Origin of the sequence: Variovorax sp. W2I14 (genome assembly GCF_050435205.1) — a bacterium.
Lineage (GTDB): Bacteria > Pseudomonadota > Gammaproteobacteria > Burkholderiales > Burkholderiaceae_C > Variovorax > Variovorax paradoxus_C.
Genome location: NZ_JBNDJX010000001.1, coordinates 4,305,922 through 4,329,501 on the forward strand (window position 1 = coordinate 4,305,922; position 23,580 = coordinate 4,329,501).

A 23,580-nucleotide genomic window follows, 5' to 3' on the forward strand; every position below is an offset into this window, starting at 1 on the left:
AGAAAAGGCCCCGAGGGGCCTTTTTCTTTGGGGTCAGCTCAGGGTCACGCGGGCGAACTTGCGCCGCCCCACCTGCACAACGTAGGTGCCCATCGGCAGTTTCAGTGCTTTGTCGCTGATCACGACCGAATCAACGCGCACACCGCCGCCGTCGATCAGGCGGCTACCCTCCGACGCCGATGCCGCCAGGTTCGCCTGTTTCAGGAGTTGGGCAATGCCCAGCGGCGCGCCAACCAGCGACACCTCGGGAATCTCGTCCGGCACGCCGCCCTTGCTGCGGTTGATGAAATCCTGCTCCGCAGTTTCGGCCGCCGCCGCGCTGTGGAAGCGCGCGGTGATTTCCTTGGCCAGCGCGACCTTCGCGTCCTTCGGATTGCGGCCGCCTGCGATCTCCGCCTTCAGCGCCTCGATCTGCTCCAGCGACTGGAAGCTCAAGAGCGTGTACCAGCGCCACATCAGGTCGTCGGAAATCGACAGCACCTTGGCGAACATGGTGTTGGCGTCTTCGCTGATGCCGATGTAGTTGTTCTTGCTCTTGGACATCTTCTCGACGCCGTCGAGCCCTTCAAGCAGCGGCATAGTGAGGATGCACTGCGGCTCTTGCCCGTATTCCTGCTGGAGATGACGGCCGACGAGCAGGTTGAACTTCTGGTCCGTGCCGCCCAGTTCGAGGTCGCTCTTGAGCGCCACCGAGTCGTAGCCCTGCATCAGCGGGTAGAGGAATTCGTGCACCGAAATCGACTGGCCGGTCTTGAAGCGCTTGTTGAAGTCGTCCCGCTCCATCATCCGGGCGACCGTGTACTTGGCCGCCAGCTGGATCATCCCGCGGGCGCCCAGCGGGTCGCTCCATTCGGAGTTGTAGCGAATCTCGGTCTTCTCGGGGTCCAGCACCAGGCTGGCCTGCTTGTAGTAAGTCTGGGCGTTGGCCTCGATCTGCTCCCGGGTCAGCGGCGGGCGAGTGTTGTTCCGGCCGGAGGGGTCGCCGATCGTGCTGGTGAAGTCGCCGATCAGGAAGATCACCCGGTGCCCCAGGTCCTGGAGCTGGCGCATCTTGTTGAGCACCACGGTGTGGCCAATGTGGATGTCCGGGGCGGTCGGGTCGAGCCCGAGCTTGATGCGCAGGGGGGTGCCGGTGGCTTCGGAGCGCTGCAGCTTGCGCACCCACTCGTCCTGCGGCAGCAGCTCGTCAGCCCCACGGAGGGATATTTCGAGCGCGCGTCCTACACTATTTGAGAGGCTCATGGATGTAACAGATTCGGCCTTTACGGGCTTTTTTGGCTGACTTTTGGGATGCCGAAGCTATACTCAGCCCGACTTTTCAAGCGCCGAATTCTAAGCGGCGCTTTTTCCGCACCGTCTCCTGCCGCCCTGAACGCACTGGGCCTTGCAGCACGGATTTGCAGAACCTGAGCTGGAATTCATAGTTTGATCAACGGCATTCTTGCCGCCGAGGAGCTTCTCGCTTCTCGCGTGGCCTATACGTTCCGTACCTACCCCAAGCAGATCACCGCGATCATCGCCGCGGCGATGTTGAGCGCCGGCACCCTCGCGGTGGCCTCGCTGGGTCCGGACGCTTCCGACCTTCCGGTCCACCAGATCCTCGAAGCCACTGCCGCGCCGCAGTCTTTCGTGGACCAGAGCGCGTCGCTCGAAGGCTTCAGCTTCACGCTGTTCCGCACCGACACCACCCGCGCCAGCGACACGGCCGAGGCCCTGCTCCGGCGCCTGGGCATTTCGGACCCCGCCGCCACCGCCTTCGTGCGCAGCAGCGGCGAAGCCCGCGGCGCGCTGTTCGCCCGCGTCGGCCGCACGGTCACGGCCGAAGCCACCCAGGAAAACCAGCTCAAGAAGCTCAGCGCCCGCTGGATTCCCGATGGCGACGGCGGCTTCAAGCGCTTCGTGATCGAGCGCACGCCGGTCGGCTTCGTCGCCCTCACCGAGCGCGACACGCTGACGCCGGGCACGCGCCTGGCAAGCGGCACCATCCGCACCTCGCTGTTCGCCGCCACCGACGACGCGCGCATTCCCGACGCGGTGGCGAGCCAGTTGGCCGACATCTTTGCAGGCGACGTCGACGTGCGCGCTCTGCGCAAGGGCGATCGTTTCGCCGTGGTCTACGAGACTTTCGAAGCCGACGGCCAGGCGCTGCGCAGCGGCCGTGTGCTCTCAGCCGAGTTCGAGAACAACGGCAGGATCCACCAGGCCGTCTGGTTCCAGCCCCCGGGCCCAAACCAGAAGGGCAGCTACTACCGCCCGAACGGCGACAGCCTGCGCAAGGCCTATCTGGCGACGCCGGTCGAGTTCTCGCGCGTGTCCAGCGGCTTCGCAATGCGCATGCACCCGATCCTGAACAGCTGGCGCCAGCACAACGGCATCGACTACGCAGCGCCCACCGGCACCGCGGTGCGCACGGTCGGCGACGGCACGGTCGATTTCGCCGGCACGCAGAGCGGCTACGGCAACATCGTCATCATCACCCACCGCAACAACCAGCAGACGGCGTATGCGCACCTGAGCCGCATCGACGTCAAGGCCGGCCAGAGCGTGAGCCAGGGCCAGGCGATCGGCGCGGTGGGCTCCACGGGCTGGGCGACCGGTCCGCACCTGCACTTCGAATTCCGCGTGGGCGGCGTCTATCAAGACCCCGCCACCATCGCGCAAGAAGGCGGCGCCCCGATCACCGCGGCCCTGCGCCCGGCGTTCGAACGAATCGCCGTCGGCGCCCGCACCGAACTGGCAGCCGCCTTCTCCGTCATCCAGGCCAGCGCCGACTGATCACGATCGCGGCGGTCTTCTCCAGACACCGATCCTGAGATGGCCGCCGAACTTTTCATCGGCCTGATGTCGGGCACCTCGCTCGACGGCGTCGATGGGGTGCTCGCCGACTTTTCCGACGGCCGGATCGCGGTGAAGGCCTACGCGACCGCGGAGTTTCCCGTGGCCTTGCGCACGGAGCTCCTGGCGCTCAACACCCCCGGCGACAACGAATTGCACCGCGCGGCACTGGCCGGCAACGGGCTCGCCCGGGCCTATGCCGGCGTGGTGCAGCAGTTGCTGGCGGACAGCGGCATCGACGCCGGTGCGGTCACCGCCATCGGCGCACACGGGCAGACGGTGCGCCACCGGCCACTCGAATTCGACGACGTCGGCTACACCCTTCAGATCAACAACCCGTCGCTGCTGGCCGAACTGACCGGCATCGATGTGGTCGGCGACTTTCGCAGCCGCGACCTTGCCGCAGGCGGCCAGGGCGCACCGCTGGTGCCGGCGTTTCACCGCGCCCTGTTCGCGCGCGCCGACGAGACCGTCGCGGTGCTGAATATCGGCGGCATTTCCAACCTGAGCCTGCTTCCGGCCACCGATGCCCTCGACGGCGCCGTCGTGCTGGGCTTCGACTGCGGCCCCGGCAATGCGCTGATGGACCACTGGTGCCAGACCTACCAGGGCCAGCCCTTCGATCGAGGCGGCCAATGGGCGGCGAGCGGGCAGGTGCTGCCCCAGTTGCTCGCTCAGCTGCGGGCCGATCCCTATTTCGCCAAGGCGCCGCCAAAGAGCACGGGCCGGGACCTGTTCAATCCAACCTGGCTGGCTTCGCAACTCGGCACCACGGCCATGGCGCCAGCCGATGTACAGGCCACGCTGACCGAACTGACGGCCAGCACCTGCGCCGCCGACCTCCTCAGCTACGGAAAAGATAGCAAGCTGCTGATCGTGTGTGGCGGCGGTGCGCTGAACGATCACCTCCTCGGACGCCTCCGCGCGCTGCTTCCCCGTGTGAAGGTGGTGGCATCGACCGACCAGGGCTTGCCGCCGCAGCAGGTCGAAGCCGCGGCTTTTGCCTGGCTCGCGCGCTGCACCGTGCGGCGCGAAGCGGGCAATCTGGCCAGCGTAACCGGGGCGCGCGGCGCACGGGTGCTGGGCGCGATCTACCCGGCCTGAGCCTCAACCCTGGCCGGAAACTTCCGGCTGGGCAGGTTGTGCCGCGCGCACTTCCGCGGGCAAATGCCAGAAGATCAGCGCAGATGCCACCGTGATCAACCCCATGCTCGCAAAAGTGGCTTGGAAGGCATCGAGCGTGTGGGCGGCCGTCTCGGTGCCGAAGATTCCGTTGTAGCCCGCCAGCACAGCGCCCGCGGCTGCCACACCCAGGCTCATCGCCAGCATCTGCACCATCGACAGCAGGCTGTTGCCGCTGCTGGCCATGCTGCCGTCCAGATCCTTGAGGGTGATGGTGTTCATTGCAGTGAACTGCAGAGAGTTGACCGCGCCGAAGGCCAGCAGCTGCAGCACATGCAACGCGATGGGCTGGCCGGGCGCTGTCAGCCCGAAGCTGGCCATCGTGCAGCCCACCAGCACCGTGTTGACGACCAGCACCTTGCGGTAGCCGTGGCGGGTGATCAGCGGCGTGGCAAAGCGCTTCATGGCCATGCCGGCGAGCGCGATCGGCAACATCATCAAGCCGGCCCGCACCGGCGAATAGCCCATCGACACCTGCAGCAGCAACGGCACGAGAAAGGGCATGCAGCTGCTGCCGAGGCGCGAAAACAGGTTGCCGATCAGGCCGATGCTGAGCGTGGGCACGCCGAACAGCGACGGCGCGAACAGGGGTTCCGGTGTGCGCGCGGCGCGCAGCCAGTAGGCCACCACGCTCGCAAAGCCGAAGATCAGCACGACCATCACGCCGCCCTGACGCAAGCCGAGTTCAGACACCCCGTCGAGCGCGAGCGAAATCGCCACCATGCCGAAGGCCAGCATCGCGTAGCCCACGCTGTCGAAGCGCTTCTGGGTGGCGCCGCGCAGGTCCGGCATGTACTTGAGCGTGGCGATGCAGCCCGCCAGCCCTACCGGCACGTTGATCAGGAAGATCCAGTGCCAGGAGGCGTACTGCACCAGCCAACCGCCCAGCGTGGGCCCCAGCAAGGGGCCTATGAGCCCCGGGATCGCGACGAAGCTCATCGCCTGCAGGAATTCGCCGCGCGGCACCGTGCGCAGCAGCGCCAGGCGCCCCACAGGCAGCAGCAACGCGCCGCCCAGGCCCTGCACCACCCGCGCGGCCACGAGCTGCCCTAGCCCCTGAGACAGCGCGCAGAGCACCGACCCGGCGGCAAACAGCACGATGGCGGCGAAGAAGATGCGCCGCGTGCCGAAGCGGTCGGCGATCCAGCCCGAGGCGGGGATCAGCATCGCCATCGTGAGCGCATAGGCCACCACCACCGACTGCATGCGCAGCGGACTCACGTTCAGGCTCGCGGCCATGGCCGGCAATGCGGTGTTGATGATGGTGGCGTCCAGCGTCTGCATGAAGAAGCCGACGGCCACGAGCCACAGCAGGCTCTTGCGGGAGGGGTCGACGGCGGCGGCGGCTTCGGACGTCATGGAAGAAGGAAAAGGAAAGCGGAAAACGACGGGCAGCAAAAAGCCGCCCGGAGGCGGCTTTCTTGTAGGAGCCTTGTCAGCGGCATCCAGGCATCAGGCCGAGAAGCTCGATCCGCAGCCGCAGGTGCTGGTGGCGTTCGGGTTCTTGATCACGAACTGGGCGCCCTGGAGGTCTTCCTTGTAGTCGATTTCGGCGCCGACCAGGTACTGGTAGCTCATGGCATCGATCAGCAGCGACACGCCGTTCTTGGTCATGGTGGTGTCGTCTTCATTGGTGATTTCATCGAAGGTGAAACCGTACTGGAAGCCGGAGCAACCGCCGCCCTGCACGAACACGCGCAGCTTCAGCTCGGGGTTGCCTTCTTCGGCGATCAGGTCGGCCACCTTGGCTGCCGCGCTGTCGGTGAAGACGATCGGCTCGGGCATCTGGGTCTGGATGTTTTCGGCTACGGCGCTCATGAGAGGTAACTCCTTGGGAGGTGGCCGGACATGCGGCCAAGGGAACGAATGCTACTGCAATGCCGCATTTCCGGCAGACGGACTGTGGCGTGCACCCCAACGCAAGTGGGGTCGAATGCCGCGCTCGCCAAGTACTGGCAACGAAAAAGCCGCCCGAAGGCGGCTTTGGTTCGCAACGAACAGGATCAGCGCTTGCTGAACTGCTTGCGGCGACGGGCGGAGTGCAGACCGACCTTCTTACGTTCGACTTCACGCGCATCGCGCGTCACGAAGCCGGCTTGGCTCAGGACGGGCTTGAGCGTTGCGTCGTAATCGATCAGGGCACGGGTGATGCCGTGGCGCGTGGCGCCGGCTTGACCCGATTCGCCGCCGCCATTCACGTTGACCATCACGTCGAAAGCTTCGAGGTTGTTGGTCAGCGCCAGGGGCTGCTTGGCAATCATGATCGAGGTTTCGCGGCCGAAGAACTCTTGGATGTCCTTGCCGTTGACCGTGATCTTGCCGGTGCCTTTTTTCAGAAACACACGGGCGACGCTGGATTTGCGACGGCCGGTGCCATTGTTCCATTCACCAATCATTCTCAAGGCTCCTTACAGTTCCAGCACTTTGGGCTGTTGGGCGGTATGCGGGTGCTCTGCGCCACCGTAGACCTTGAGTTTCTTGATCATCGCGTAGCCAAGCGGACCCTTGGGCAGCATGCCCTTGACGGCCTTTTCCAGGGCGCGGCCCGGGAACTTGGATTGCATGTCGCGGAAGTTGGTGGCACTGATGCCGCCCGGGTAGCCCGAGTGACGGTAGTACACCTTGTCGATCGACTTGGCGCCGGTGACGCGCAGTTGCGCGGCATTGATGATGACGATGAAGTCACCGGTATCGACGTGAGGCGTGTAAATGGCCTTGTGTTTGCCGCGCAAACGGAGAGCAACTTCGCTGGCTACTCGTCCGAGGACCTTGTCGGTCGCGTCAATCACAAACCACTCGTGCGTCACGTCAGCGGGCTTGGCGCTGAACGTTTTGGTCATGAGTTTTTCTCTTGAAAAGAGGGTTTGGCGAGCCCTTTTCCACGGTCGGCGTTCCTCTGATGGGAATCTCTTAGGTGGGGTTCACGCGCCTCCCGCCCAATGACGGACGGATTGCGTGCCTTCGCCGCGGGGCCACAAAAACGCTGCGAAGCCCGCGATTATATGAAGTATTGGCCGATCTGGCCAATTCCGGGCCTCGGCAGAGGGCCGGCCGAGCCGTTCAGCGCACCGGAGCTGCCACCGGTCCCGTCAGCACCGCGGCCTTTGTCGCCGGGACATCGAGCTTGCGCACCAGCATGCCCGTGTCCAGGCTTTCATCGCGGTGCCCGCTGCGGTCGTACAGGCGTTCTTCGCCGATGACCATCTGGATCCAGGTCGGGTAGGTGTAGGCAGTACCGGCGCTGTCGTCGACCGCCGCGCCGATCACGCCACCGGCCACGACGAAGTTGCCCAGGAAACCGATGTTGGGGCGCGAGATGGCTTGGCCGGTGGCCACACCCTGCCCGTCGACGGTGCACTGGATCATCAGGTCGGCCCGCGAGCGGCGCACACCGATGACGCGGCCGGACCTCATCCTCACCTTGGCCTTGTCGTTGACGGCCCTGCATCTCGCATCGGGAATGACCTCCCCGGTCTGCGACAGGACGTCGACGCGCATCGGCTGATCGAGCCCCTGGCTGACGGCGGCGCAGCCGCCCAGGATCGACAAAATTCCCATCGTGGCCGCGAGGCCCCAAAATCTCCAGTTCGACGGACTCATCCTGTTTCCCTCTAGTTTTGTAATTTGATGTTACCGCGGCTTCATTGAAGAGGCTGTTGCGCATCTGCCACCTATCCCGGAATCCCTCATGTTCAGTTACCGCCACGCCTTCCATGCCGGCAACCACGCCGACGTGCTCAAGCACACGGTGCTGATTGCCACGCTCGACCACCTGCTGGAAAAAGACGCCGCCCTCACGGTCGTCGACACCCACGCCGGCGCGGGCCTGTACCGGCTCGACGGCGACTACGCCGACACCAGCGGCGAAGCGGCCGACGGCATCCTGCGCCTGCTCGCCCCTCCCAAGGAGCCCGCCACCGCCGCGCCCGCCGCGAAGTCGGCAGCCAAGAAAGTGGCGCCGGAAGCCGATGCGCCTCTGGCGGACGCGATCGCGCGTTACCTCAGCGTCATCCACGACTTCAACCCCAAGGGCGGCGCCCGCGTCTACCCGGGTTCGCCATTCATCGTGCAGCACCTGCTGCGCGACCACGACAAGCTCAAGCTGTTCGAACTGCATCCGACCGACGCCCGCACGCTCGACGCCAACATCGCCCAGTTGGAAGCCGGCCGCCAGATCGCCGTGCTGCGCGAAGACGGCTTCGGCAGCGCCACCAAGTTCCTGCCGCCGCCGTCGCGCCGCGCGCTGGTGCTGATGGACCCCAGCTACGAAATCAAGAGCGACTACGGCCGCGTGCTCGACTTCGCGGCCGAGGCGCTCAAGCGCTTTGCCACGGGCACCTACGCCGTCTGGTATCCGATCATTCCGCGGCCCGAGGCGCACGACCTGCCGCGCCGGCTCAAGACCATGGCGACCAAGGCCGGCAAGCCGTGGCTGCATGCCACGCTGACGGTCAAGTCGAGCAAGCTGACGGCCACGCCGACCGGCGAGACCAAGCGGCCCGGGCTGCCGGCCAGCGGCATGTTCCTGATCAACCCGCCCTACACCCTGAAGCCGCTGCTCGCGGCGGCGCTGCCGCAACTGGGCCGAGAAGCTGGCGCAGGACCGGAACGCGACCTTCTCGCTCGACAGCGGCGGCTGACCCGCTCTTTTTTCAGCGGCGGCGGCGCTGCGGCACGACCACCTTGCGGCGCGCCGGCACCGTGGCCTTGGTGCGATCGGCCCCAGGCGCCACCGGTGCAGCCGCATCGCCCGGTTCCACATCGACACCGCCGCAGCGCATGCCCTCGGGGCCGACGACCGACAGCGCCACCTGCTTGATTCCAAGCCCGATCAGTCCGATCCGCTCGGCCGCGGCCCGGCTCAGGTCGATCACGCGGCCTTGCGCATAGGGCCCGCGATCGTTGATGCGCACCAGCACCTCGCTGCCGTTGACGAGGCTGCGCACGCAGACGCGCGTGTTGAACGGCAGGGTCTTGTGGGCGGCCGTCAGGGCCGACATGTCGAAGCGTTCGCCGCTCGCCGTCTTGCGCTGGTGGAACTGGATGCCGTACCAGGACGCCCCGCCGCGTTCGAAGATCTCGCGCGGGCCGCTGTCGCCGGGCACGCCGTCGTCGGGCGTCAGTTCGCCGGTGCCCGAGACCGCGAGGTCATAGCGCACCGAAGGCACGTTCGATCGCGCCGAGACCCCTGGCGGAATCGCCAGCCCGGAGGACAGCGGCCGCAGGCGCGAGCCCGCCGCCGCGCCCGGATCGGCGCCCCCTTCGGTGGCGGGCGGCATGGCGCAGCCCGCCAGCACGCAGGTGGCCGCGACAAGCACGAGGCGAAACCCCGTGCGCAGCGGCGAACCTGCGGTGCGCCCTCTCAATCGAGGCGCTCCAGCAGGGCCAGCGTCGCCGTCGACTGGTTCATTGTGTAGAAGTGGATCGCGGGTGCGCCGCCGTCACGCAGTCGCGCGCAGAGGTCGGTCACCACGTCCAGGCCGAAGGCCTTGATCGATGCGATGTCGTCGCCAAAGCCCTGCAGGCGCAGGCGGATCCAGCGAGGAATTTCAGCGCCGCAGGCGTCCGAGAAACGCATGAGCTGCGTCGAACTCGTGATGGGCATGATGCCCGGCACGATCGGCGTGTCGATGCCGAGCTTGCGCACGTCGTCGACGAAGCGGAAGTAGGCCTCGGGGCTGAAGAAATACTGCGTGATGGCCGAGTCGGCGCCCGCCTTCACCTTGGCGGCGAAAGCCTGCAGGTCGGCTTCGGGCGAGCGGGCCTGCGGGTGCACTTCGGGGTAGCACGCCACCTCGATGTGAAAGTCGCTGCCCGTTTCCTCGCGAATGAAGGCCACGAGATCGCTCGCATAGTGGAACTCGCCGCCGATGCCGTAGCCGCTCGGCAGGTCGCCGCGCAACGCCACGAGGCGCTTGACGCCCATTGCCTTCAGTTCGGCCAATTGCTCCCGCACCGTGGCGCGCGTGGCGCCGATGCAAGAGAAGTGGCTGGCGGCATCGACGCCCTCGTTCAGTATCTCCTGCACCGCACCGAAGGTGCCCTGGTGCGTGGAGCCGCCTGCGCCATAAGTGACCGAGCAGAACTGCGGCTTGCGCGCATACAGCTGCTGGCGCACCGCGCGCAGCTTGACCGCGCCTTCGGGCGTCTTGGTCGGGAAGAATTCGAAACTCAGCGGAAGGCGCACCTGCGTCTCCTTAGGAACCGTTCGCGCCGGACGCGCGCACGGCGTGAATGAAAAACTCGCGGTTGCCGTCGCCACCGGCGATCGGGCTGTCGAACCAGCGCAGCACCTTCAGGTCGAGCGCTGCGCAGGCATCGTGCAGGCGCTTTTCGACGACGGGGTACATCGCGTCGTCGCGCACGATGCCGCCCTTGCCGACCTGGCCGGGCTGCAGTTCGAACTGAGGCTTGACCAGCATCAGCAGCTGGCCGTCGTCGGCCAGAAACTGCACCACCGCCGGCAGCACCAGCGTGAGCGAGATGAACGACAGGTCGCCGACGATGAGGTCGAAGCGCGGCTCGGCCGGGGCCTCGGCTGCTTCGTCGACCTCTGCGGCATCCTGCGCCTCGGCGTCCTCGTCATCGTCCACTTGCAGATCGGCCGGCGACAACGCCCGCGCATTGACGCCTTCGATGGCGACCACGCGCTCGTCCTCGCGCAACTTCGCATGCAGTTGCCCATGGCCGACATCGACGCCCACGACCTTCGCCGCACCGCGTTGCAGCAGGCAATCGGTGAAGCCGCCGGTCGACTGGCCCACATCGAAGCACAGCTTGCCGGCGGGATCGACACCGCTCACATTCAGCGCGCCTTCGAGCTTGAGCCCGCCGCGCGAGACGTAGCGCGCCTCGGCCGCATCGTCGAGCTCGAGCTCGGCGGATGCAGGCACTTCGTCCTTGTTCTTGACGACCGAACGCCATGCGTCGCTCGTGCCCGCATCGCGCCAGCGCATGCCGCCGGCGATGAGCCGCACGGCCTGCGAACGCGACGCGGCAAGGCCGCGCTCCACCAACAGTTGATCAGCGCGCATGGACGCTTAGTAGCGGTACGTGTCGGGCTTGTACGGGCCGTTCTTGCTCACGCCGATGTAGGCGGCTTGCGCGTCGGTCAGTTCGGTCAGCATGGCGCCGACCTTCTTCAGGTGCAGGCGCGCGACCTTCTCGTCCAGGTGCTTGGGCAGCACGTAGACCTTGCCGGCCTGGTAGGCGTCGGGCTTGGTGAAGAGCTCGATCTGCGCGATGGTCTGGTTCGCGAACGACGACGACATCACGAAGCTCGGGTGGCCCGTGCCGCAGCCCAGGTTCACCAGGCGGCCCTTGGCCAGCAGGATGATCTTCTTGCCGTCCGGGAAGGTAATGTGGTCGACCTGCGGCTTGATTTCTTCCCACTCGTACTTCTCGATCGACGCGACGTCGATCTCGTTGTCGAAGTGGCCGATGTTGCAGACGATCGCCTGGTCCTTCATCTTGACCATGGTGTCGTGCGTGATGACGTCCTTGTTGCCCGTGGTCGTCACGAAGATGTCGGCCTTGTCGGCGGCGTATTCCATCGTCACGACCTTGTAGCCTTCCATCGCGGCCTGCAGGGCGTTGATCGGGTCGATTTCAGTCACCCACACTTGCGCCGACAGTGCGCGCAGGGCCTGGGCCGAGCCCTTGCCCACGTCGCCGTAGCCGGCCACGCAGGCCACCTTGCCGGCGATCATCACGTCGGTCGCGCGCTTGATGCCGTCCACCAGCGATTCGCGGCAGCCGTACAGGTTGTCGAACTTGCTCTTGGTGACCGAGTCGTTCACGTTGATCGCGCGGAACAGCAGCGTGCCCTTGGCGCTCATTTCGTTCAGGCGGTGCACGCCGGTGGTGGTCTCTTCGGTCACGCCGATGATCTCGGCGGACTTGCGGGTGTACCAGGTCGAATCGACCGCCAGCTTGGCCTTGATCGCGGCGTACAGGATGCGTTCTTCTTCGCTGGTCGGATTGGCCAGCACGCTCTGGTCCTTCTCGGCGCGTTGGCCCAGGTGCATCAGCAGCGTGGCATCGCCGCCGTCGTCCAGGATCATGTTGGGGCCTTCGCCCTTCGAGCCCTTAGGGCCGAAGTCGAAGATGCTGTGGGTGTAGCCCCAGTAGTCTTCCAGCGACTCGCCCTTGATCGCGAAGACCGGGGTGCCCGAAGCGGCAATCGCTGCGGCGGCGTGGTCCTGCGTCGAGAAGATGTTGCACGAGGCCCAGCGCACGGTAGCGCCGAGGGCCTGCAGCGTCTCGATCAGCACGGCCGTTTGAATGGTCATGTGCAGCGAGCCCGTGATGCGCGCGCCCTTGAGCGGCTGCGCCTTCGAGAACTCTTCGCGGATGGCCATCAGGCCGGGCATCTCGGTTTCCGCAATGCGGATTTCCTTGCGGCCCCAGGCGGCGAGGGACAGGTCGGCAATCGCCTGGTCGGCAGTTGAAACGGGGGTGGGCTTGAGAACGGCGCTCATGAGAACTCCAAAACTGGTTTGAAAGATGCCACTGCGTACGGGGGTCTGACGGAAAAGGGACTCACCGCGAGAACAGCGGGTGAGCGTGGTTGCGATGTGGTCCGAGCCTCACGCCTTGATGGCGCTGCAACGCTCCTCGGAACGGCGGATTGTAGACGGGGCGAAAGCCGGCGCCAATCCGCGGGTTTTGGCTGTCATTCGCCGTCCTCATGGCTGCAATGACCTCTGGTTACGATCGGCCCCGGTTCGGTTCAGGAGCCAATCGGCTTGCTGCCGGGCCTCATTTCAAAAAGAAGAGGGCACAACATGAAGATGACAGGACATCTTGTGGGTTGGGGGCTGGCCATACTGCTGGCCGCATGCGGAGGGGGCGGAGGATCGGGGTCGGGAGGCGCCGGATTTCCGGTGTCAGGCGGCAACGCCAAGCCCGAAGTCGCCGTGGCCAAGACAGCAAACACTGCCGATGCGCGCAACGGCACCTACCGCGTCTACGCGGCCAACGGCACGCAGCAGCAACTGGCGGTCGACTTCGATGCCGGCAGCTACACGATGACGGACAACCTGGGACAGGCCGAGTCCGGCGCCTTTGCCGAAGACTTCACCGAACCGGGCACCTACGTATTCGCCAGCAGCCGCATCACCACGCCGGCCAACACGTCGCGCTTTCGGGTGACAACCGACGCCATCGTGGGCGCGTTCCCGTTCCAGGTGGCTTACTCGAACCCGGCCGCGTACGCCGCCCAGCCTTTCGTGGCGGCGCGTGATTTCGTCGCGACCGCGGCGCAGCTGGACGGCACCTATAACCGCTTCAGCGTCACGCGCAGCCCGGGCAGCGTGTCGGACTCCACGATCCTCGCGATGCGCCTGTCGGGCAGCGGCACCGTGCTGGAGATCTGCAACGACAACATCGTCTACCGGATCGACCTCTGCCCTGCCGCATCGAAGCGTACCTACGCGGTCGCCGCAGGCATCGACAGCACCTGGGTGGGCACGAACGTGGCCAACCCCGGCGAGGTCGCGAACTTCCGCGTCGCGCGCATCGGCGGGCAGAACGTCTACCTGGCTGGCGGCGTGAATGCCTCGCCGGCTGTGCAGTTCCTGAGGATCGGCCTGCCCGAATCGTCGAGCTGGCCCACCACCCGCGGCCTGGGCGCATCGACTGAGGGGAGCTGGGGCAGCAACCTCATCGACGCCGCGAACTCGGTACGCACCGCCACCAACCCGGACAGCAGCTACGGCAGCCTGACGTTGCCGGTGGGAGGCACTTTCTCGTCGCAGCCGGCAGGCATCCGCTCCTTGAATGCCACAGGGACGCGCAGGTACTTCGTGATGCAGAACGGCCCACTGTCGATCGTCGTCGGCTCGCGCAACCCGAACACGCAGGGCTACATCCAGATCAACCTGATCGACACCGGCGCAGCGCCCGATGCACGCAACGGCCGCTACAAGGTCTACGCCACCAATGGCTCGCGCCAGACGCTGGCGCTCAACCTCGACAGCAAGCGCTACGAGATGACCGACGGCGCCGGCACGACGGATACCGGCAGCTTCGCCGAGGACCCGGCAGAGGCCGGCAGTTTCGTTTTCGGCAGCAGCCGGATCACGAGCTCCACGAACACGGCGCGCTTCCGTCTCGCGAAAGACACCGTCGTCGGCGCGTTCCCGTTCGCGGTGGCGCAGGTCACGCCGGCGAGCTACGGCGTGCGCCCCTTCGTTGCATCGCGTGCGCTCATGAAGACGCAGGCTGACCTCGACGGGACCTACAACCGCCTGGGCATCAACGTGACCGCCACTGCCGCCGATTCGACGATCACGCAGTTCCAGATCACCAACGGCGGCACCACGCTCTACCTGTGCAACGACAACACGATCTACCGCATCGACAACTGCCCGGCTGCCTCTGTCAGGACGTACTCGGTAACGGCCGGCGCGACCGTCGACACATGGCAGATCACGAACGTCGCCAATCCTTTGGACAACGGCGGCTTCGCGATGGCCCGCATCGGTGACGACAACGTCTACCTGTCGGCGGGCTCCCTGCCTTCAGCACCCACCACCTCGGTGTTTCGCATCGGCCTGCCCGAGCGCGTGACCTGGCCGGCCACCGCCTCGCGCGGCGGCGCAACCAATGGCAGCTGGGGCGTCGTGACCGTGGGCACGTCCAGCTACGCACGGACCCAGGTGCTTCCCAATGGCACGACAGCGAGCCGCAACGCGACGTTGGCGCCGATGGGCTCCTTCGGCCCCTACGGCATGCGCTCGGCGTCGTTCAGCGGACCCGAGTTCCACTTCGCGACCCAGAGCGGAAAGCTCTTCGCGATGGTCGGTTCTCGCGCTCCTGCCACGGCCGGCACGCTGGAGATCGACCTGATCGACTGATCGCCTCGCCACGGTTCGCATGAATGAGGGCCACATGCCGCAGCGCGCGGCATGTGGCCTTTTTTGCTTCCTCATCTCCAGCTAATTCGGCGCCCTGCACGTTCTGCCGGTGCGACGTACATTGCCCGCATCCCCAGCACTCCGAAAGCCGACATGCCGATTCTTCTGTCCAGCACTCACCGCGCCCTGCTTGCCGCCACAACACTTTGCCTGGCAGCCGCTGCGCTGCCGATCACCGCTTCCGCGCAAGCCCCTTCCGAACAAGTCCGCATCCGCGGCACCATCGTCCGCGTCGACGCCAAGACCCTCGTCGTGCAGGACCGCGGCGGCGAAGTGGTCAGCCTCGCGCGGCCTGCCGACATGCAGCTGTCGGAGGTCTACCAAATCAAGCTGGCCGACATCAAGAAAGGCAGCTTCATCGGCACCGCCGCCATGCCGCAGGCCGACGGCTCGCAAAAGGCGCTCGAAGTGGTGGTGTTCCCCGAAGCCGCGCGCGGCACCGGCGAAGGCCATCGCCCGTGGGACCTGCTGCCGGAGAGCACCATGACCAACGCCACCGTCGCCGACCTGGCCGCGGCGCCGAAGTCGGTGAAGGGCGGACAGCAGCTGCGCCTGACCTACAAGGGCGGCGAGAAGACCGTCATCGTGCCGCCCGATGTGCCGGTCGTGACCTTCCGCGCCGGCACCGAGGCGCTGCTGGTGCCCGGCGCCAAGGTGCTGGTCAATGCGCAGGAAAAGAACGGCACGCCCACGGCGCTGCGCGTGACGGCCGGGCGCAACGGCTTCGCGCCGCCGATGTAAGCGCCGATGTAAGGCAAGTCACCCAAGGGAAATCCCGCAGGCAAATTTGTCGCTGCGGGGACCGCGGGCGCGTCGGTGCGGCGTATCGTGGCGAGGGACTTTTGCCGTCCGGCCGGTCCTTGTTTGCCATTCACCCGTTCACCCGACACAGGAGATACCGCACCATGGCCACTGCCAAGAAAGCCGCCGCCAAGAAGACCGCTGCCAGCAGCAGCACCAGCAGCGCCAAGGCGGCCGCCCCCAGCGCCGCCGACATGCTCAATCCGATGAAGAACCTCAAGGGCATGGCCGATCGCCTGCAGGAACTGAACCTGACCGGCGGCGCGGGCAAGCTGCTCGACAGCGGCCGCAAGGACCTCGAGGCGCTGATGCAGGCCAACGAAAAGTCCTACCAGGGCCTGCAGACCGTGGTGCAGCGCCAGACCGAGATGATCAAGAGCGCCATTGCCGAATGGCAGACGGCCGCCAAGGAAATGCCGGGCAAGGACGCCAAGGCCAACCTCGCCAAGCTCGACGAGCTCGGCCGCCAGTCGTTCCAGCGCGCCATCGACGACATCAAGGAACTGGCCAACCTCGCGGCCAAGTCGCAGGCCGATGCCTTCGACGTCGTGCGCCAGCGCATCCAGTCCAACGTGGACGAAGTGACCAAGATGCTGCAGCGCAAATAAGTCAACAGAAAAGGCCTCGCCGCAATGACCGCCGCCCCACCCTCCATCGAGCGGCGCAGGCCGGTCAATGGCGTTGAAATCGCGTGGGACAGCTTCGGCGATCCCGCGGCATCGCCACTCGTCCTGATCATGGGCCTCGGCGCCCAGATGGTGGCCTGGGACGACGCGTTCTGCGCCCGCCTCGCGGAAGCCGGCGGGCACCGCGTGATCCGCTTCGACAACCGCGACATCGGCCATTCGACGCACCTGTCGCACCTGGGCGTGCCCGACATCCAGGCGCTGATGCTGCAGGCCATGGCGGGCAAGCCGCTCTCCGTGCCCTACACGCTGCGCGACATGGCCGACGACTGCATCGGCCTGCTCGATGCGCTCGGCATCGAGCGCGCGCACATCGTCGGCGCCTCGATGGGCGGCGCCATCGGACAGGAGATGGCCATCCATCATCCGCAGCGCATGCGCTCCTTCACCAGCATCATGTCGACCACCGGCGATCCCGCGCTGCCGCCGCCCACGCCCGAGGCGCTGGCGGTGCTGTTCTCGCCGACGCCGCTGACCTTCGATGCCTACCTCGCGCACTACAAGAAGATCTGGCGCGTGCTGCGCGGCCCCGGCTTCCCGCTCGACGAGGCCCGCGATGCCGAGCGCGCGCAGCTCATCTTCCTGCGCGGGCTCAACCCGGGCGGCGTGGCGCGCCAACTCGCGGCGGTCTTCGCATCGGGCAACCGCAAACCGGCGCTGCGCGATGTGCACGTGCCGACGCTGGTGATCCATGGCGATGCCGACCCGCTCGTGCCGGTGGCCTGCGGCGTGGACGTGGCCGATGCGATCGCCGGCGCGAAGCTGCTGCGCATTCCGCGCATGGGCCACGCGCTGCCGATTTCGATGTGGCCGCAGATCATCGACGCCATCGCCGCGCACACCGGGCAGCTTCGCGACCATTGAACGACCGATGGACGACGGGGCCTCTGTCCATGAACAAGTTCTCCCCCCTCGACCCGATGGCCATGTGGCGCGAGCTCACGGCTCAATGGGAAAAGAGCACCAACGAATTCGCCAACGAGACCATGGCCTCCGATCCGTTCCGCCAGGGCATGCACGGCGGGATGAACGCCTCGCTCACCGGGCAGAAAGCACTGGGCGACCTGATGGCGCGCTACCCTCACGATGCTGAACCTGCCCACGCGCGCGGACATCCAGGCGCTGGGCGAGCAGTTGCAAAGCATCGACGATCACCTGGCGAACATCAGCCGCGCGATGGAAAGCGGACGCGGGCCGGCGGCATCTGCGGCCGCCCATGCGCCGCCCCAGCCGCGCCGCACCAGGAAGCCCCCGCAGGCTGAGGCAGCCGCCCCGGCTCCGGCCGCCCCGAAGCGCACTGCCAGAAAGCGTGCGCGATGAGCGCCACCGCGGACGCGTTCGCGCTGCCCGACATCGGCGCCGAGATCGAGCGCGCGATCCAGCGCAACCTCAAGGGCCTGGACTTTCTCACCTCGGCCGCGCCGGCCATGGGGCAGACGGCCAGGGACGAAATCCACCGCCGCGGCACGCTGAGCCTGTACCACTACCGCCCGCTGGTCGACGAGATCTACCGCGTGCCGTTGCTGATCGTCATGGCGACGACGAACCGGGGCTACATCCTCGACCTCGCGCCGGGCCAGAGCATGGTCGAGCACCTGCTGCTCCAGGGCTACGACGTCTACATGATGGATTGGAACGCGCCGCGCCCGCAGGAAAAGCAGTTGCGCATCGAGGACTACGTGCTCGACTTCATCCCCGATTCGCTGCGGCGCGTGCAGGCGCGCTCGGGCGAGGAAGACGTCACGCTCGTCGGCTACTGCATGGGCGGCGTGCTTTCCACGCTCTACGCCGCGCTGCATCCCGACGGCCCGATCAAGAACCTCGCGCTCTTCACCACGCCCGTCGATTTCAGCCGCATGAAGCTCTTCCATGCGTGGTCGGACCGGCGTTATTTCGACGTCGACCGGCTCATCGACACGATCGGCAACGTGCCGCCAGAGATGCTGTTCGCTTCGTTCGACATGCTGCGTCCCGCGGGCCGCAGCGCCGGCGTGGTGCAGCTCTGGGACAACATGGCCAACGACGAATTCGTCAAGTCGTATCGCATGTTCGACCGCTGGGGCACCGAGATGCTGCCGCTGGCCGGCGAGTACTTCCGCCAGACCGTCAAGGAGCTGATGTGGGACAACAAGCTCTTCAAGGGCGAGCTGGTGCTCGGCGGCCGCAAGGTTCTGCTTGCGAACATCAAGGTGCCGGTGCTCCACGCGCTCGCGCAGCACGACCACATCGTTCCCTACGAGGCTGGCCAGCCGCTGATCGCCAACATCGGCTCGGCCGACAAGGAAGAGGTGGTGCTCAAGGGCGGCCACGTCAGCCTGGCCGCGGGCGCCAATGCAGTCCGCCGGCTGTGGCCCAAACTCGACGACTGGCTTGGAGTGCGCTCGACATGACCATCACCGCTGTCTCCGACTCTTTCTCGCGGACCTATCCGCGCACCGTGACGAGCAGCGAAGGCAACATCGTCCTGCGCCTGATGAACGCGGACGACGCGGCTGCCGTGCTGGCTTTCGCGCAGGGCCTGCCGGCGCACGACCTGCTCTTCCTGCCGCGCGACATCACCGAGCCCAAGGTGATGAACGCCTGGGTCCGCGCCATCGAGCGCGGCGACATCGACAGCGTGCTCGCGGTGCGCGGCACCGCGGTGCTGGGCTGTGCGGCGGTGATCCGCGATCCGCACTCGTGGTCCAGCCACGTGGCCGAGCTGCGCCTCCTGGCCGCGCCCGAACTGCGCGGCAGCGGCCTTGGCCATCGGCTCGCGCGGGAGGCCTGCGCGCTGGCCATCGAGCGCGGTGCCGAGAAACTCGTCGCGCGCATGACCGTCGACCAGCGCAGCGCCATCGCCGTCTTCCAGGCGCTGGGCTTTCGTCCCGAGGCGCTGCTGAGCAAGCATGTGAAAGATAAGCAGGGCGTGACGCACGACCTCGTGGTGTTGAGCCACGACGTGGCGCAGTTCGAGGCGCAGATGCGGGCGTATGGGATGACGGAGGCTTTTTAGAGGTTCGGCAATTTTGTAATAAAAAGCATCCAATAAATACGCATCCAAAGCTACGATCCGCCGGTGCCCCGGAGGGGGCGCGAGGTCGGTGCGCATTGCACCGTTGAGCAGATCGGAGAAAAACAATGAAGACGACATTCGCTGCGCTGTGGAGCGCGGTTGTTTTGTGCCTGGGCCTGACGGCTTGCGGCGGGGGCGGAGGAAGTGACGGCGGGAACGGCATCGCCGCGCCAGTGGCCGCCGATGCCAGCGGGTTCGCCCTTTCAGATTCGCCGGCGCTCCGGGCCGCGGACGCCGAAGAGGCGCCGTCGCTGACGGCCCAGACGGCAACGAGCGCAGCCTTGAACGCACAAGCCATCACCGCGCGCCTGAATGCCGCGGACCCGCGCAACGGCGTCTACTACGTCTACGCCGCCGACGGCACCAACGGCACGCGGCAAAAGCTCGGCGTCAATTTCGACACCAAGAGCTATACGTTGACGGACAGCCAGGGTCGAGCCACGTCCGGCACCTTCAGCGAGGATGCGGCGGAACCCGGCACCTACGTCTTTGCGAGCGATCGCATCACGAGCACCGTCAACACGGCACGCTTTCGCCTCACCCCCGATGCCATCGTCGGCGCCTTTCCATTCGAAAAGCCGTGGTCGAATCCTGTTGGCTACCAAGTGATGCCGTTCGTTGCGGCACGCGCCTTCGTCGCCGATCCGTCGCAGCTCGACGGCACCTACAACCGCTTCGGCGTCAGCCGCAACAGCGACGGCACGTCGGACTCGCAGATCCTCCCCATGCGGATTTCGGGAGGTGGTCAAACATTGGAGATGTGCTTCGACAACGCGATCTACCGGATCGAGTCGTGTCCTGTCGGTTCGAAGCGGACGTATGCCGTCACGGCCTCGCCTGACTTCGTCTGGACCGCCATCAACATCGCCACACCCAGCGATCTCCTGCAGTTCCGCATGGCCCGCATCGGCGGAGAAAACGTCTGGCTGTCGGGCGGCTACACCGATGCGGCACCCAACGTCCACGTGTTCCGGGTCGGACTGAAAGACACTGCCAGCTGGCCGAAGATCAGGTACGTCGGCGCATCGACCGAAGGCAGCTGGGGCACCAATGTCTTCGATGCCGCGACCTCTATGCGCACCGCGGTCACCCCGGAAGGCGCCACCGGCGAGCTCACCCTTCCCTTTGCCGCGATAGGTGGACCGCAGGGCATCCGAAGCCTGAATGCGACGGGGCAGAAGAAGTACTACGCGATACAGAACGGCGTGCTCTCCGTCATCGTCGGAACGCGCAATCCCGACACGCAGGGCTATATCCAGGTCAACCTGTTCAAGGACGTGCTGGACGCGCGCAGCGGGCAGTACACGGTGTTCGCCGCCAATGGCACCGAACAGACGTTGGACATCGATTTCGAGACACAACGTTATTCGATGGCACTGCCCGGTGGCAATGCCGTGACGGGAACCTTCAGCGAAGATGCGAACGATCGGGGGACCTACATCTTCGCGAGCGGCCGCATCGCCGCGGTCACGAACACGGCGCGCTTCAGGACCACGACAGACGCCATCGTCGGCGCCTTCCCCTTTGCCGTCTTCAAATCGGAGCCGATTGTTTACGCGATGCAGCCATTCATTGCGGCGCGCTCTTTCGTGACGGAGAGGAGCCAGTTGGCAGGCTTGTATGACGTACTGGTGACCAGCAAGCTGGCAACGCCTGACACCCCTTTGCAGCTCGCGGCCGCCTGGCAGTTGAAGATCGATGCATCGGGCACGCTCGCGACCCAATGCTACTCAGGCGCCTCGTCCAACTGCCAACAGCCCGGCACACCGCCCCTTTCCTACGACTTGTCGATATCTCCTGGCGCATCCTCAGGAGTCTGGCTTCTCGGCGACAAAGAAAAGCCATCCTTCGCCATCCGCATCGCAAAAATCGGCGGTAAACAGATTCTGCTGGAGTCCAAAGAAACAAGTGTTCCCATCATCGGGCCACCTCATGTCATGCCTGCGTCCATGCTATTGACGGGGCTCGCTCAGTCGCTATCTGGATCCAGTGATGCGAACTGGCCTGCATTGAAAATGCACAGTGCCTCAACAATGTCGTCTTTCGGTACAGCCGTGACTGATACGACAAGCTATGCGACTCGCTATGTTCTGCCCGGCGGTCCATCGACTGAACTGACATTGACGCTTCAACCCGTCCCAGGCAATCCCCAGATGCGGCAGGGGCTCGACAGCAGTGGAAACAAGTACTTCCTCCTGCAGAACGGTGCAATCCTGTTCATGGCACCTGAGTATCCAGCCACCACGTACCTGCATATCGGACTTGCCGATTGATGCGGTTGCCTTGGCCAAACGACTGACAAGGGACGATTTGAGGGCCTCACCGAGGCCTGCGGAATCCAGTCTGCGAAAATCGCGGGTTCTTGGAGTCCCCCGTGTCATCACCTTTCGTAGCCGAAACCCGCCGCCGCCGCACCTTCGCGATCATTTCCCACCCTGACGCCGGCAAGACCACGCTGACCGAAAAGCTGCTGCTTTTCTCCGGCGCGATCCAGATCGCAGGCTCGGTGAAGGCGCGCAAGGCTTCGCGTCATGCGACCTCCGACTGGATGGAAATCGAAAAGCAGCGCGGCATCTCGGTGGCGTCGTCGGTCATGCAGATGCTGTACCGCGACCACGTGATCAACCTGCTCGACACACCCGGCCACAAGGACTTCTCGGAAGACACCTACCGCGTGCTCACCGCCGTCGACTCGGCGCTGATGGTGATCGACGCGGCCAACGGCGTGGAAGCGCAGACGCGCCGCCTGATCGAGGTCTGCCGTCAGCGCGACACGCCCATCATCACCTTCGTCAACAAGATGGACCGCGAAGTGCGCGAGCCGCTGGACCTCCTGGACGAAGTGGAGCGGGAGCTCGGCATGCCCTGCGTGCCGATGACCTGGCCCGTGGGCCAGGGCAAGAGCTTCCGAGGGATCATGAACCTGCGCACGCAGACGATGACGGTGTTCGAGTCGGGCAGCGAGCGGTTGCCGCACGACTTCGAGACCATCGCGCTGACCGAGCGCGACACGCTCACCAAGCGCTTCGGCGCCGATTTCGAATCGGCCATGGACAGCATGGAGCTAGCCACCGGCGCCTCGCCCACCTGGGACCGCGAGGCCTTCCTGGCCGGCAAGCAGACGCCCGTGTTCTTCGGCTCCGGCGTGAACAACTTCGGGGTGATGGAAGTGCTCGACGCGCTGGTCGACCTGGCGCCTTCGCCGCAGTCGCGCACCAGCACCACCATGGTCAACCGCCAGCCGGTAGTGAAAGAGATCCAGCCCGAGGACAAGGACTTCGCAGGCGTGGTCTTCAAGGTGCAGGCCAACATGGACGCCAACCACCGCGACCGCATCGCCTTCGTGCGCATGGCCTCGGGCAAGTACACGCCGGGCATGAAGCTCAAGGTGCAGCGCACGTCGAAGGAGCTGCGCCCCACCAGCGTCGTGACCTTCATGAGCCAGCGCCGCGAAGCCGTCGAAGAGGCCTACGCGGGCGACATCGTGGGCTTCACCACCCACGGCGGCGTGCAGTTGGGCGACACCATCACCGATGGCGCGAGCCTGCAGTTCACCGGGCTGCCCTTCTTCGCGCCCGAGCTGTTCATGACGGTGATCCTGAAGAACCCGCTGCGCACCAAGCAACTGCAGCAGGGCCTGGCCCAGCTCGGCGAAGAAGGCGCGATTCAGGTCTTCCGCCCCGAAGTCGGCGGACCGATGCTGCTGGGCGCGGTCGGCCAGTTGCAGTTCGAAGTGGTGCAGCACCGCCTGAAGGCGGAGTACGACGCCGACGTGCGGCTCGAAGGCTGCCAGTACACGGGCGCGCGCTGGATCACGGCCGACACCCCGGCCGAGCTGCGCGAGTTCGTCAACGCCTACCCGGTGCGCATGGCCAAGGATGCGGCCGACACGCTGGCCTTCCTGTGCACCTCGCCGTACGACGTGCGGCTGGCACAGGAGCGGTTTCCGAAGATCCACTTCCATCCGCTGCGGGAGCACGCGGGGCTGGCGCTGCAGAGCGCGGGCTGAGCGAACGTCGAACAGGACGGCGAACCCGACTGTGAATTCGCATAGTCCCTGCCAGCAGTAGGCCATCCCGGTTACGATCGGCGACACAAACAA

Annotated in this window: 21 protein-coding genes, 1 pseudogene and 1 riboswitch; of the genes and pseudogenes, 12 read left to right on the forward strand and 10 right to left on the reverse strand. The window is 65.9% G+C overall.

From position 1 onward, the window contains the following. Positions 1–33: 33 nt before the first annotated feature. Positions 34–1,242, reverse strand: a complete 1,209-nt coding sequence (gene tyrS / locus QF040_RS20320) for a tyrosine--tRNA ligase (protein ID WP_429612553.1) — start codon at positions 1,240–1,242, stop codon at positions 34–36. 183 nt (positions 1,243–1,425) lie between these two features. On the opposite strand from tyrS, the gene QF040_RS20325 reads away from it, so the two are divergent. After that, positions 1,426–2,775 carry a peptidoglycan DD-metalloendopeptidase family protein gene (locus tag QF040_RS20325; protein WP_429612554.1) on the forward strand — a complete coding sequence of 450 codons (1,350 nt, stop codon included), beginning with the start codon at positions 1,426–1,428 and terminating at the stop codon, positions 2,773–2,775. A gap of 39 nt (positions 2,776–2,814) precedes the next feature. Next, on the forward strand, positions 2,815–3,939 hold the full coding sequence (locus QF040_RS20330; RefSeq protein ID WP_429612555.1) for an anhydro-N-acetylmuramic acid kinase: 1,125 nt from the start codon (positions 2,815–2,817) through the stop codon (positions 3,937–3,939). A gap of 3 nt (positions 3,940–3,942) precedes the next feature. Here QF040_RS20330 and mdtD read toward each other — a convergent pair whose 3' ends face one another. The 5 genes from mdtD to QF040_RS20355 all read right to left on the reverse strand — a co-directional run bounded on the left by mdtD (position 3,943) and on the right by QF040_RS20355 (position 7,617). Continuing rightward, complete coding sequence (mdtD, locus tag QF040_RS20335) at positions 3,943–5,376, reverse strand: multidrug transporter subunit MdtD (protein WP_429612556.1); 1,434 nt, start codon at positions 5,374–5,376, stop codon at positions 3,943–3,945. 93 nt (positions 5,377–5,469) lie between these two features. Then, positions 5,470–5,835 (reverse strand): iron-sulfur cluster insertion protein ErpA, encoded by a 366-nt coding sequence (erpA, locus tag QF040_RS20340; protein ID WP_013543663.1) that lies wholly within the window; start codon positions 5,833–5,835, stop codon positions 5,470–5,472. Between the two features lie 185 nt (positions 5,836–6,020). Then, positions 6,021–6,413, reverse strand: a complete 393-nt coding sequence (gene rpsI / locus QF040_RS20345; RefSeq protein ID WP_007827948.1) for a 30S ribosomal protein S9 — start codon at positions 6,411–6,413, stop codon at positions 6,021–6,023. Positions 6,414–6,425: 12 nt separating this feature from the next. After that, positions 6,426–6,857 carry a 50S ribosomal protein L13 gene (gene rplM / locus QF040_RS20350; protein ID WP_013543664.1) on the reverse strand — a complete coding sequence of 144 codons (432 nt, stop codon included), beginning with the start codon at positions 6,855–6,857 and terminating at the stop codon, positions 6,426–6,428. Positions 6,858–7,077: 220 nt separating this feature from the next. Beyond that, positions 7,078–7,617 (reverse strand): hypothetical protein, encoded by a 540-nt coding sequence (locus QF040_RS20355; protein WP_429612557.1) that lies wholly within the window; start codon positions 7,615–7,617, stop codon positions 7,078–7,080. Between the two features lie 88 nt (positions 7,618–7,705). Between QF040_RS20355 and QF040_RS20360 the strand changes: the two are divergent. Further along, positions 7,706–8,657 (forward strand): annotated as a pseudogene (locus tag QF040_RS20360) (23S rRNA (adenine(2030)-N(6))-methyltransferase RlmJ). Between the two features lie 12 nt (positions 8,658–8,669). Here QF040_RS20360 and QF040_RS20365 read toward each other — a convergent pair. From QF040_RS20365 to ahcY, 4 genes are all read right to left on the reverse strand, one after another. Beyond that, on the reverse strand, positions 8,670–9,296 hold the full coding sequence (locus QF040_RS20365) for a septal ring lytic transglycosylase RlpA family protein (RefSeq protein ID WP_429614678.1): 627 nt from the start codon (positions 9,294–9,296) through the stop codon (positions 8,670–8,672). Positions 9,297–9,379: 83 nt separating this feature from the next. Next, complete coding sequence (gene metF, locus QF040_RS20370; protein WP_429612558.1) at positions 9,380–10,204, reverse strand: methylenetetrahydrofolate reductase [NAD(P)H]; 825 nt, start codon at positions 10,202–10,204, stop codon at positions 9,380–9,382. A 10-nt stretch (positions 10,205–10,214) separates the two neighbouring features. Further along, a complete protein-coding gene (locus QF040_RS20375; RefSeq protein WP_429612559.1) occupies positions 10,215–11,051 on the reverse strand; it encodes a TlyA family RNA methyltransferase in 837 nt (278 codons plus the stop codon). Positions 11,052–11,057: 6 nt separating this feature from the next. Continuing rightward, positions 11,058–12,497: an adenosylhomocysteinase gene (gene ahcY / locus QF040_RS20380; protein ID WP_429612560.1), complete on the reverse strand. Its 1,440-nt coding sequence runs from the start codon at positions 12,495–12,497 to the stop codon at positions 11,058–11,060. A 74-nt stretch (positions 12,498–12,571) separates the two neighbouring features. Next, positions 12,572–12,641, reverse strand: a riboswitch (S-adenosyl-L-homocysteine riboswitch). 294 nt (positions 12,642–12,935) lie between these two features. Here ahcY and QF040_RS20385 point away from each other — a divergent pair. The 9 genes from QF040_RS20385 to QF040_RS20425 all read left to right on the forward strand — a co-directional run bounded on the left by QF040_RS20385 (position 12,936) and on the right by QF040_RS20425 (position 23,487). Further along, positions 12,936–14,876 carry a hypothetical protein gene (locus QF040_RS20385; RefSeq protein ID WP_429612561.1) on the forward strand — a complete coding sequence of 647 codons (1,941 nt, stop codon included), beginning with the start codon at positions 12,936–12,938 and terminating at the stop codon, positions 14,874–14,876. Positions 14,877–15,029: 153 nt separating this feature from the next. Continuing rightward, positions 15,030–15,677 carry a hypothetical protein gene (locus QF040_RS20390; protein ID WP_429612562.1) on the forward strand — a complete coding sequence of 216 codons (648 nt, stop codon included), beginning with the start codon at positions 15,030–15,032 and terminating at the stop codon, positions 15,675–15,677. Positions 15,678–15,841: 164 nt separating this feature from the next. After that, entirely contained in the window at positions 15,842–16,345 is a 504-nt protein-coding gene (gene phaP / locus QF040_RS20395; RefSeq protein ID WP_429612563.1) for a TIGR01841 family phasin, read from the forward strand. A gap of 24 nt (positions 16,346–16,369) precedes the next feature. Beyond that, entirely contained in the window at positions 16,370–17,287 is a 918-nt protein-coding gene (locus QF040_RS20400) for an alpha/beta fold hydrolase (RefSeq protein WP_429612564.1), read from the forward strand. A 29-nt stretch (positions 17,288–17,316) separates the two neighbouring features. Further along, the gene (locus QF040_RS20405; protein ID WP_429612565.1) at positions 17,317–17,685 is read left to right on the forward strand and encodes a hypothetical protein; all 369 of its coding nucleotides are present in this window, start codon (positions 17,317–17,319) and stop codon (positions 17,683–17,685) included. Positions 17,686–17,739: 54 nt separating this feature from the next. Then, entirely contained in the window at positions 17,740–18,813 is a 1,074-nt protein-coding gene (locus tag QF040_RS20410) for an alpha/beta fold hydrolase (protein ID WP_429612566.1), read from the forward strand. Next, positions 18,810–19,418: an N-acetyltransferase family protein gene (locus QF040_RS20415; protein WP_429612567.1), complete on the forward strand. Its 609-nt coding sequence runs from the start codon at positions 18,810–18,812 to the stop codon at positions 19,416–19,418. The genes QF040_RS20410 and QF040_RS20415 overlap by 4 nt, the downstream gene beginning before the upstream one ends. Before the next feature lie 125 nt (positions 19,419–19,543). Continuing rightward, positions 19,544–21,751 (forward strand): hypothetical protein, encoded by a 2,208-nt coding sequence (locus tag QF040_RS20420; RefSeq protein ID WP_429612568.1) that lies wholly within the window; start codon positions 19,544–19,546, stop codon positions 21,749–21,751. Between the two features lie 101 nt (positions 21,752–21,852). Continuing rightward, positions 21,853–23,487 carry a peptide chain release factor 3 gene (locus QF040_RS20425; protein ID WP_429612569.1) on the forward strand — a complete coding sequence of 545 codons (1,635 nt, stop codon included), beginning with the start codon at positions 21,853–21,855 and terminating at the stop codon, positions 23,485–23,487. Positions 23,488–23,580: the final 93 nt, after the last annotated feature.

What these genes read in the sequence shown, in the direction of transcription:
- tyrS (WP_429612553.1), bottom strand. Translation starts at nt 1,242, where the DNA reads ATGAGCCTCTCAAATAGTGTAGGACGCGCGCTCGAAATATCCCTCCGT.
- QF040_RS20330 (WP_429612555.1), top strand. Translation starts at nt 2,815, where the DNA reads ATGGCCGCCGAACTTTTCATCGGCCTGATGTCGGGCACCTCGCTCGAC.
- mdtD (WP_429612556.1), bottom strand. Translation starts at nt 5,376, where the DNA reads ATGACGTCCGAAGCCGCCGCCGCCGTCGACCCCTCCCGCAAGAGCCTG.
- erpA (WP_013543663.1), bottom strand. Translation starts at nt 5,835, where the DNA reads ATGAGCGCCGTAGCCGAAAACATCCAGACCCAGATGCCCGAGCCGATC.
- rpsI (WP_007827948.1), bottom strand. Translation starts at nt 6,413, where the DNA reads ATGATTGGTGAATGGAACAATGGCACCGGCCGTCGCAAATCCAGCGTC.
- rplM (WP_013543664.1), bottom strand. Translation starts at nt 6,857, where the DNA reads ATGACCAAAACGTTCAGCGCCAAGCCCGCTGACGTGACGCACGAGTGG.
- QF040_RS20355 (WP_429612557.1), bottom strand. Translation starts at nt 7,617, where the DNA reads ATGAGTCCGTCGAACTGGAGATTTTGGGGCCTCGCGGCCACGATGGGA.
- QF040_RS20365 (WP_429614678.1), bottom strand. Translation starts at nt 9,296, where the DNA reads ATGCCGCCCGCCACCGAAGGGGGCGCCGATCCGGGCGCGGCGGCGGGC.
- QF040_RS20375 (WP_429612559.1), bottom strand. Translation starts at nt 11,051, where the DNA reads ATGCGCGCTGATCAACTGTTGGTGGAGCGCGGCCTTGCCGCGTCGCGT.
- ahcY (WP_429612560.1), bottom strand. Translation starts at nt 12,497, where the DNA reads ATGAGCGCCGTTCTCAAGCCCACCCCCGTTTCAACTGCCGACCAGGCG.
- QF040_RS20390 (WP_429612562.1), top strand. Translation starts at nt 15,030, where the DNA reads ATGCCGATTCTTCTGTCCAGCACTCACCGCGCCCTGCTTGCCGCCACA.
- phaP (WP_429612563.1), top strand. Translation starts at nt 15,842, where the DNA reads ATGGCCACTGCCAAGAAAGCCGCCGCCAAGAAGACCGCTGCCAGCAGC.
- QF040_RS20400 (WP_429612564.1), top strand. Translation starts at nt 16,370, where the DNA reads ATGACCGCCGCCCCACCCTCCATCGAGCGGCGCAGGCCGGTCAATGGC.
- QF040_RS20405 (WP_429612565.1), top strand. Translation starts at nt 17,317, where the DNA reads ATGAACAAGTTCTCCCCCCTCGACCCGATGGCCATGTGGCGCGAGCTC.
- QF040_RS20410 (WP_429612566.1), top strand. Translation starts at nt 17,740, where the DNA reads ATGAGCGCCACCGCGGACGCGTTCGCGCTGCCCGACATCGGCGCCGAG.
- QF040_RS20415 (WP_429612567.1), top strand. Translation starts at nt 18,810, where the DNA reads ATGACCATCACCGCTGTCTCCGACTCTTTCTCGCGGACCTATCCGCGC.
- QF040_RS20420 (WP_429612568.1), top strand. Translation starts at nt 19,544, where the DNA reads ATGAAGACGACATTCGCTGCGCTGTGGAGCGCGGTTGTTTTGTGCCTG.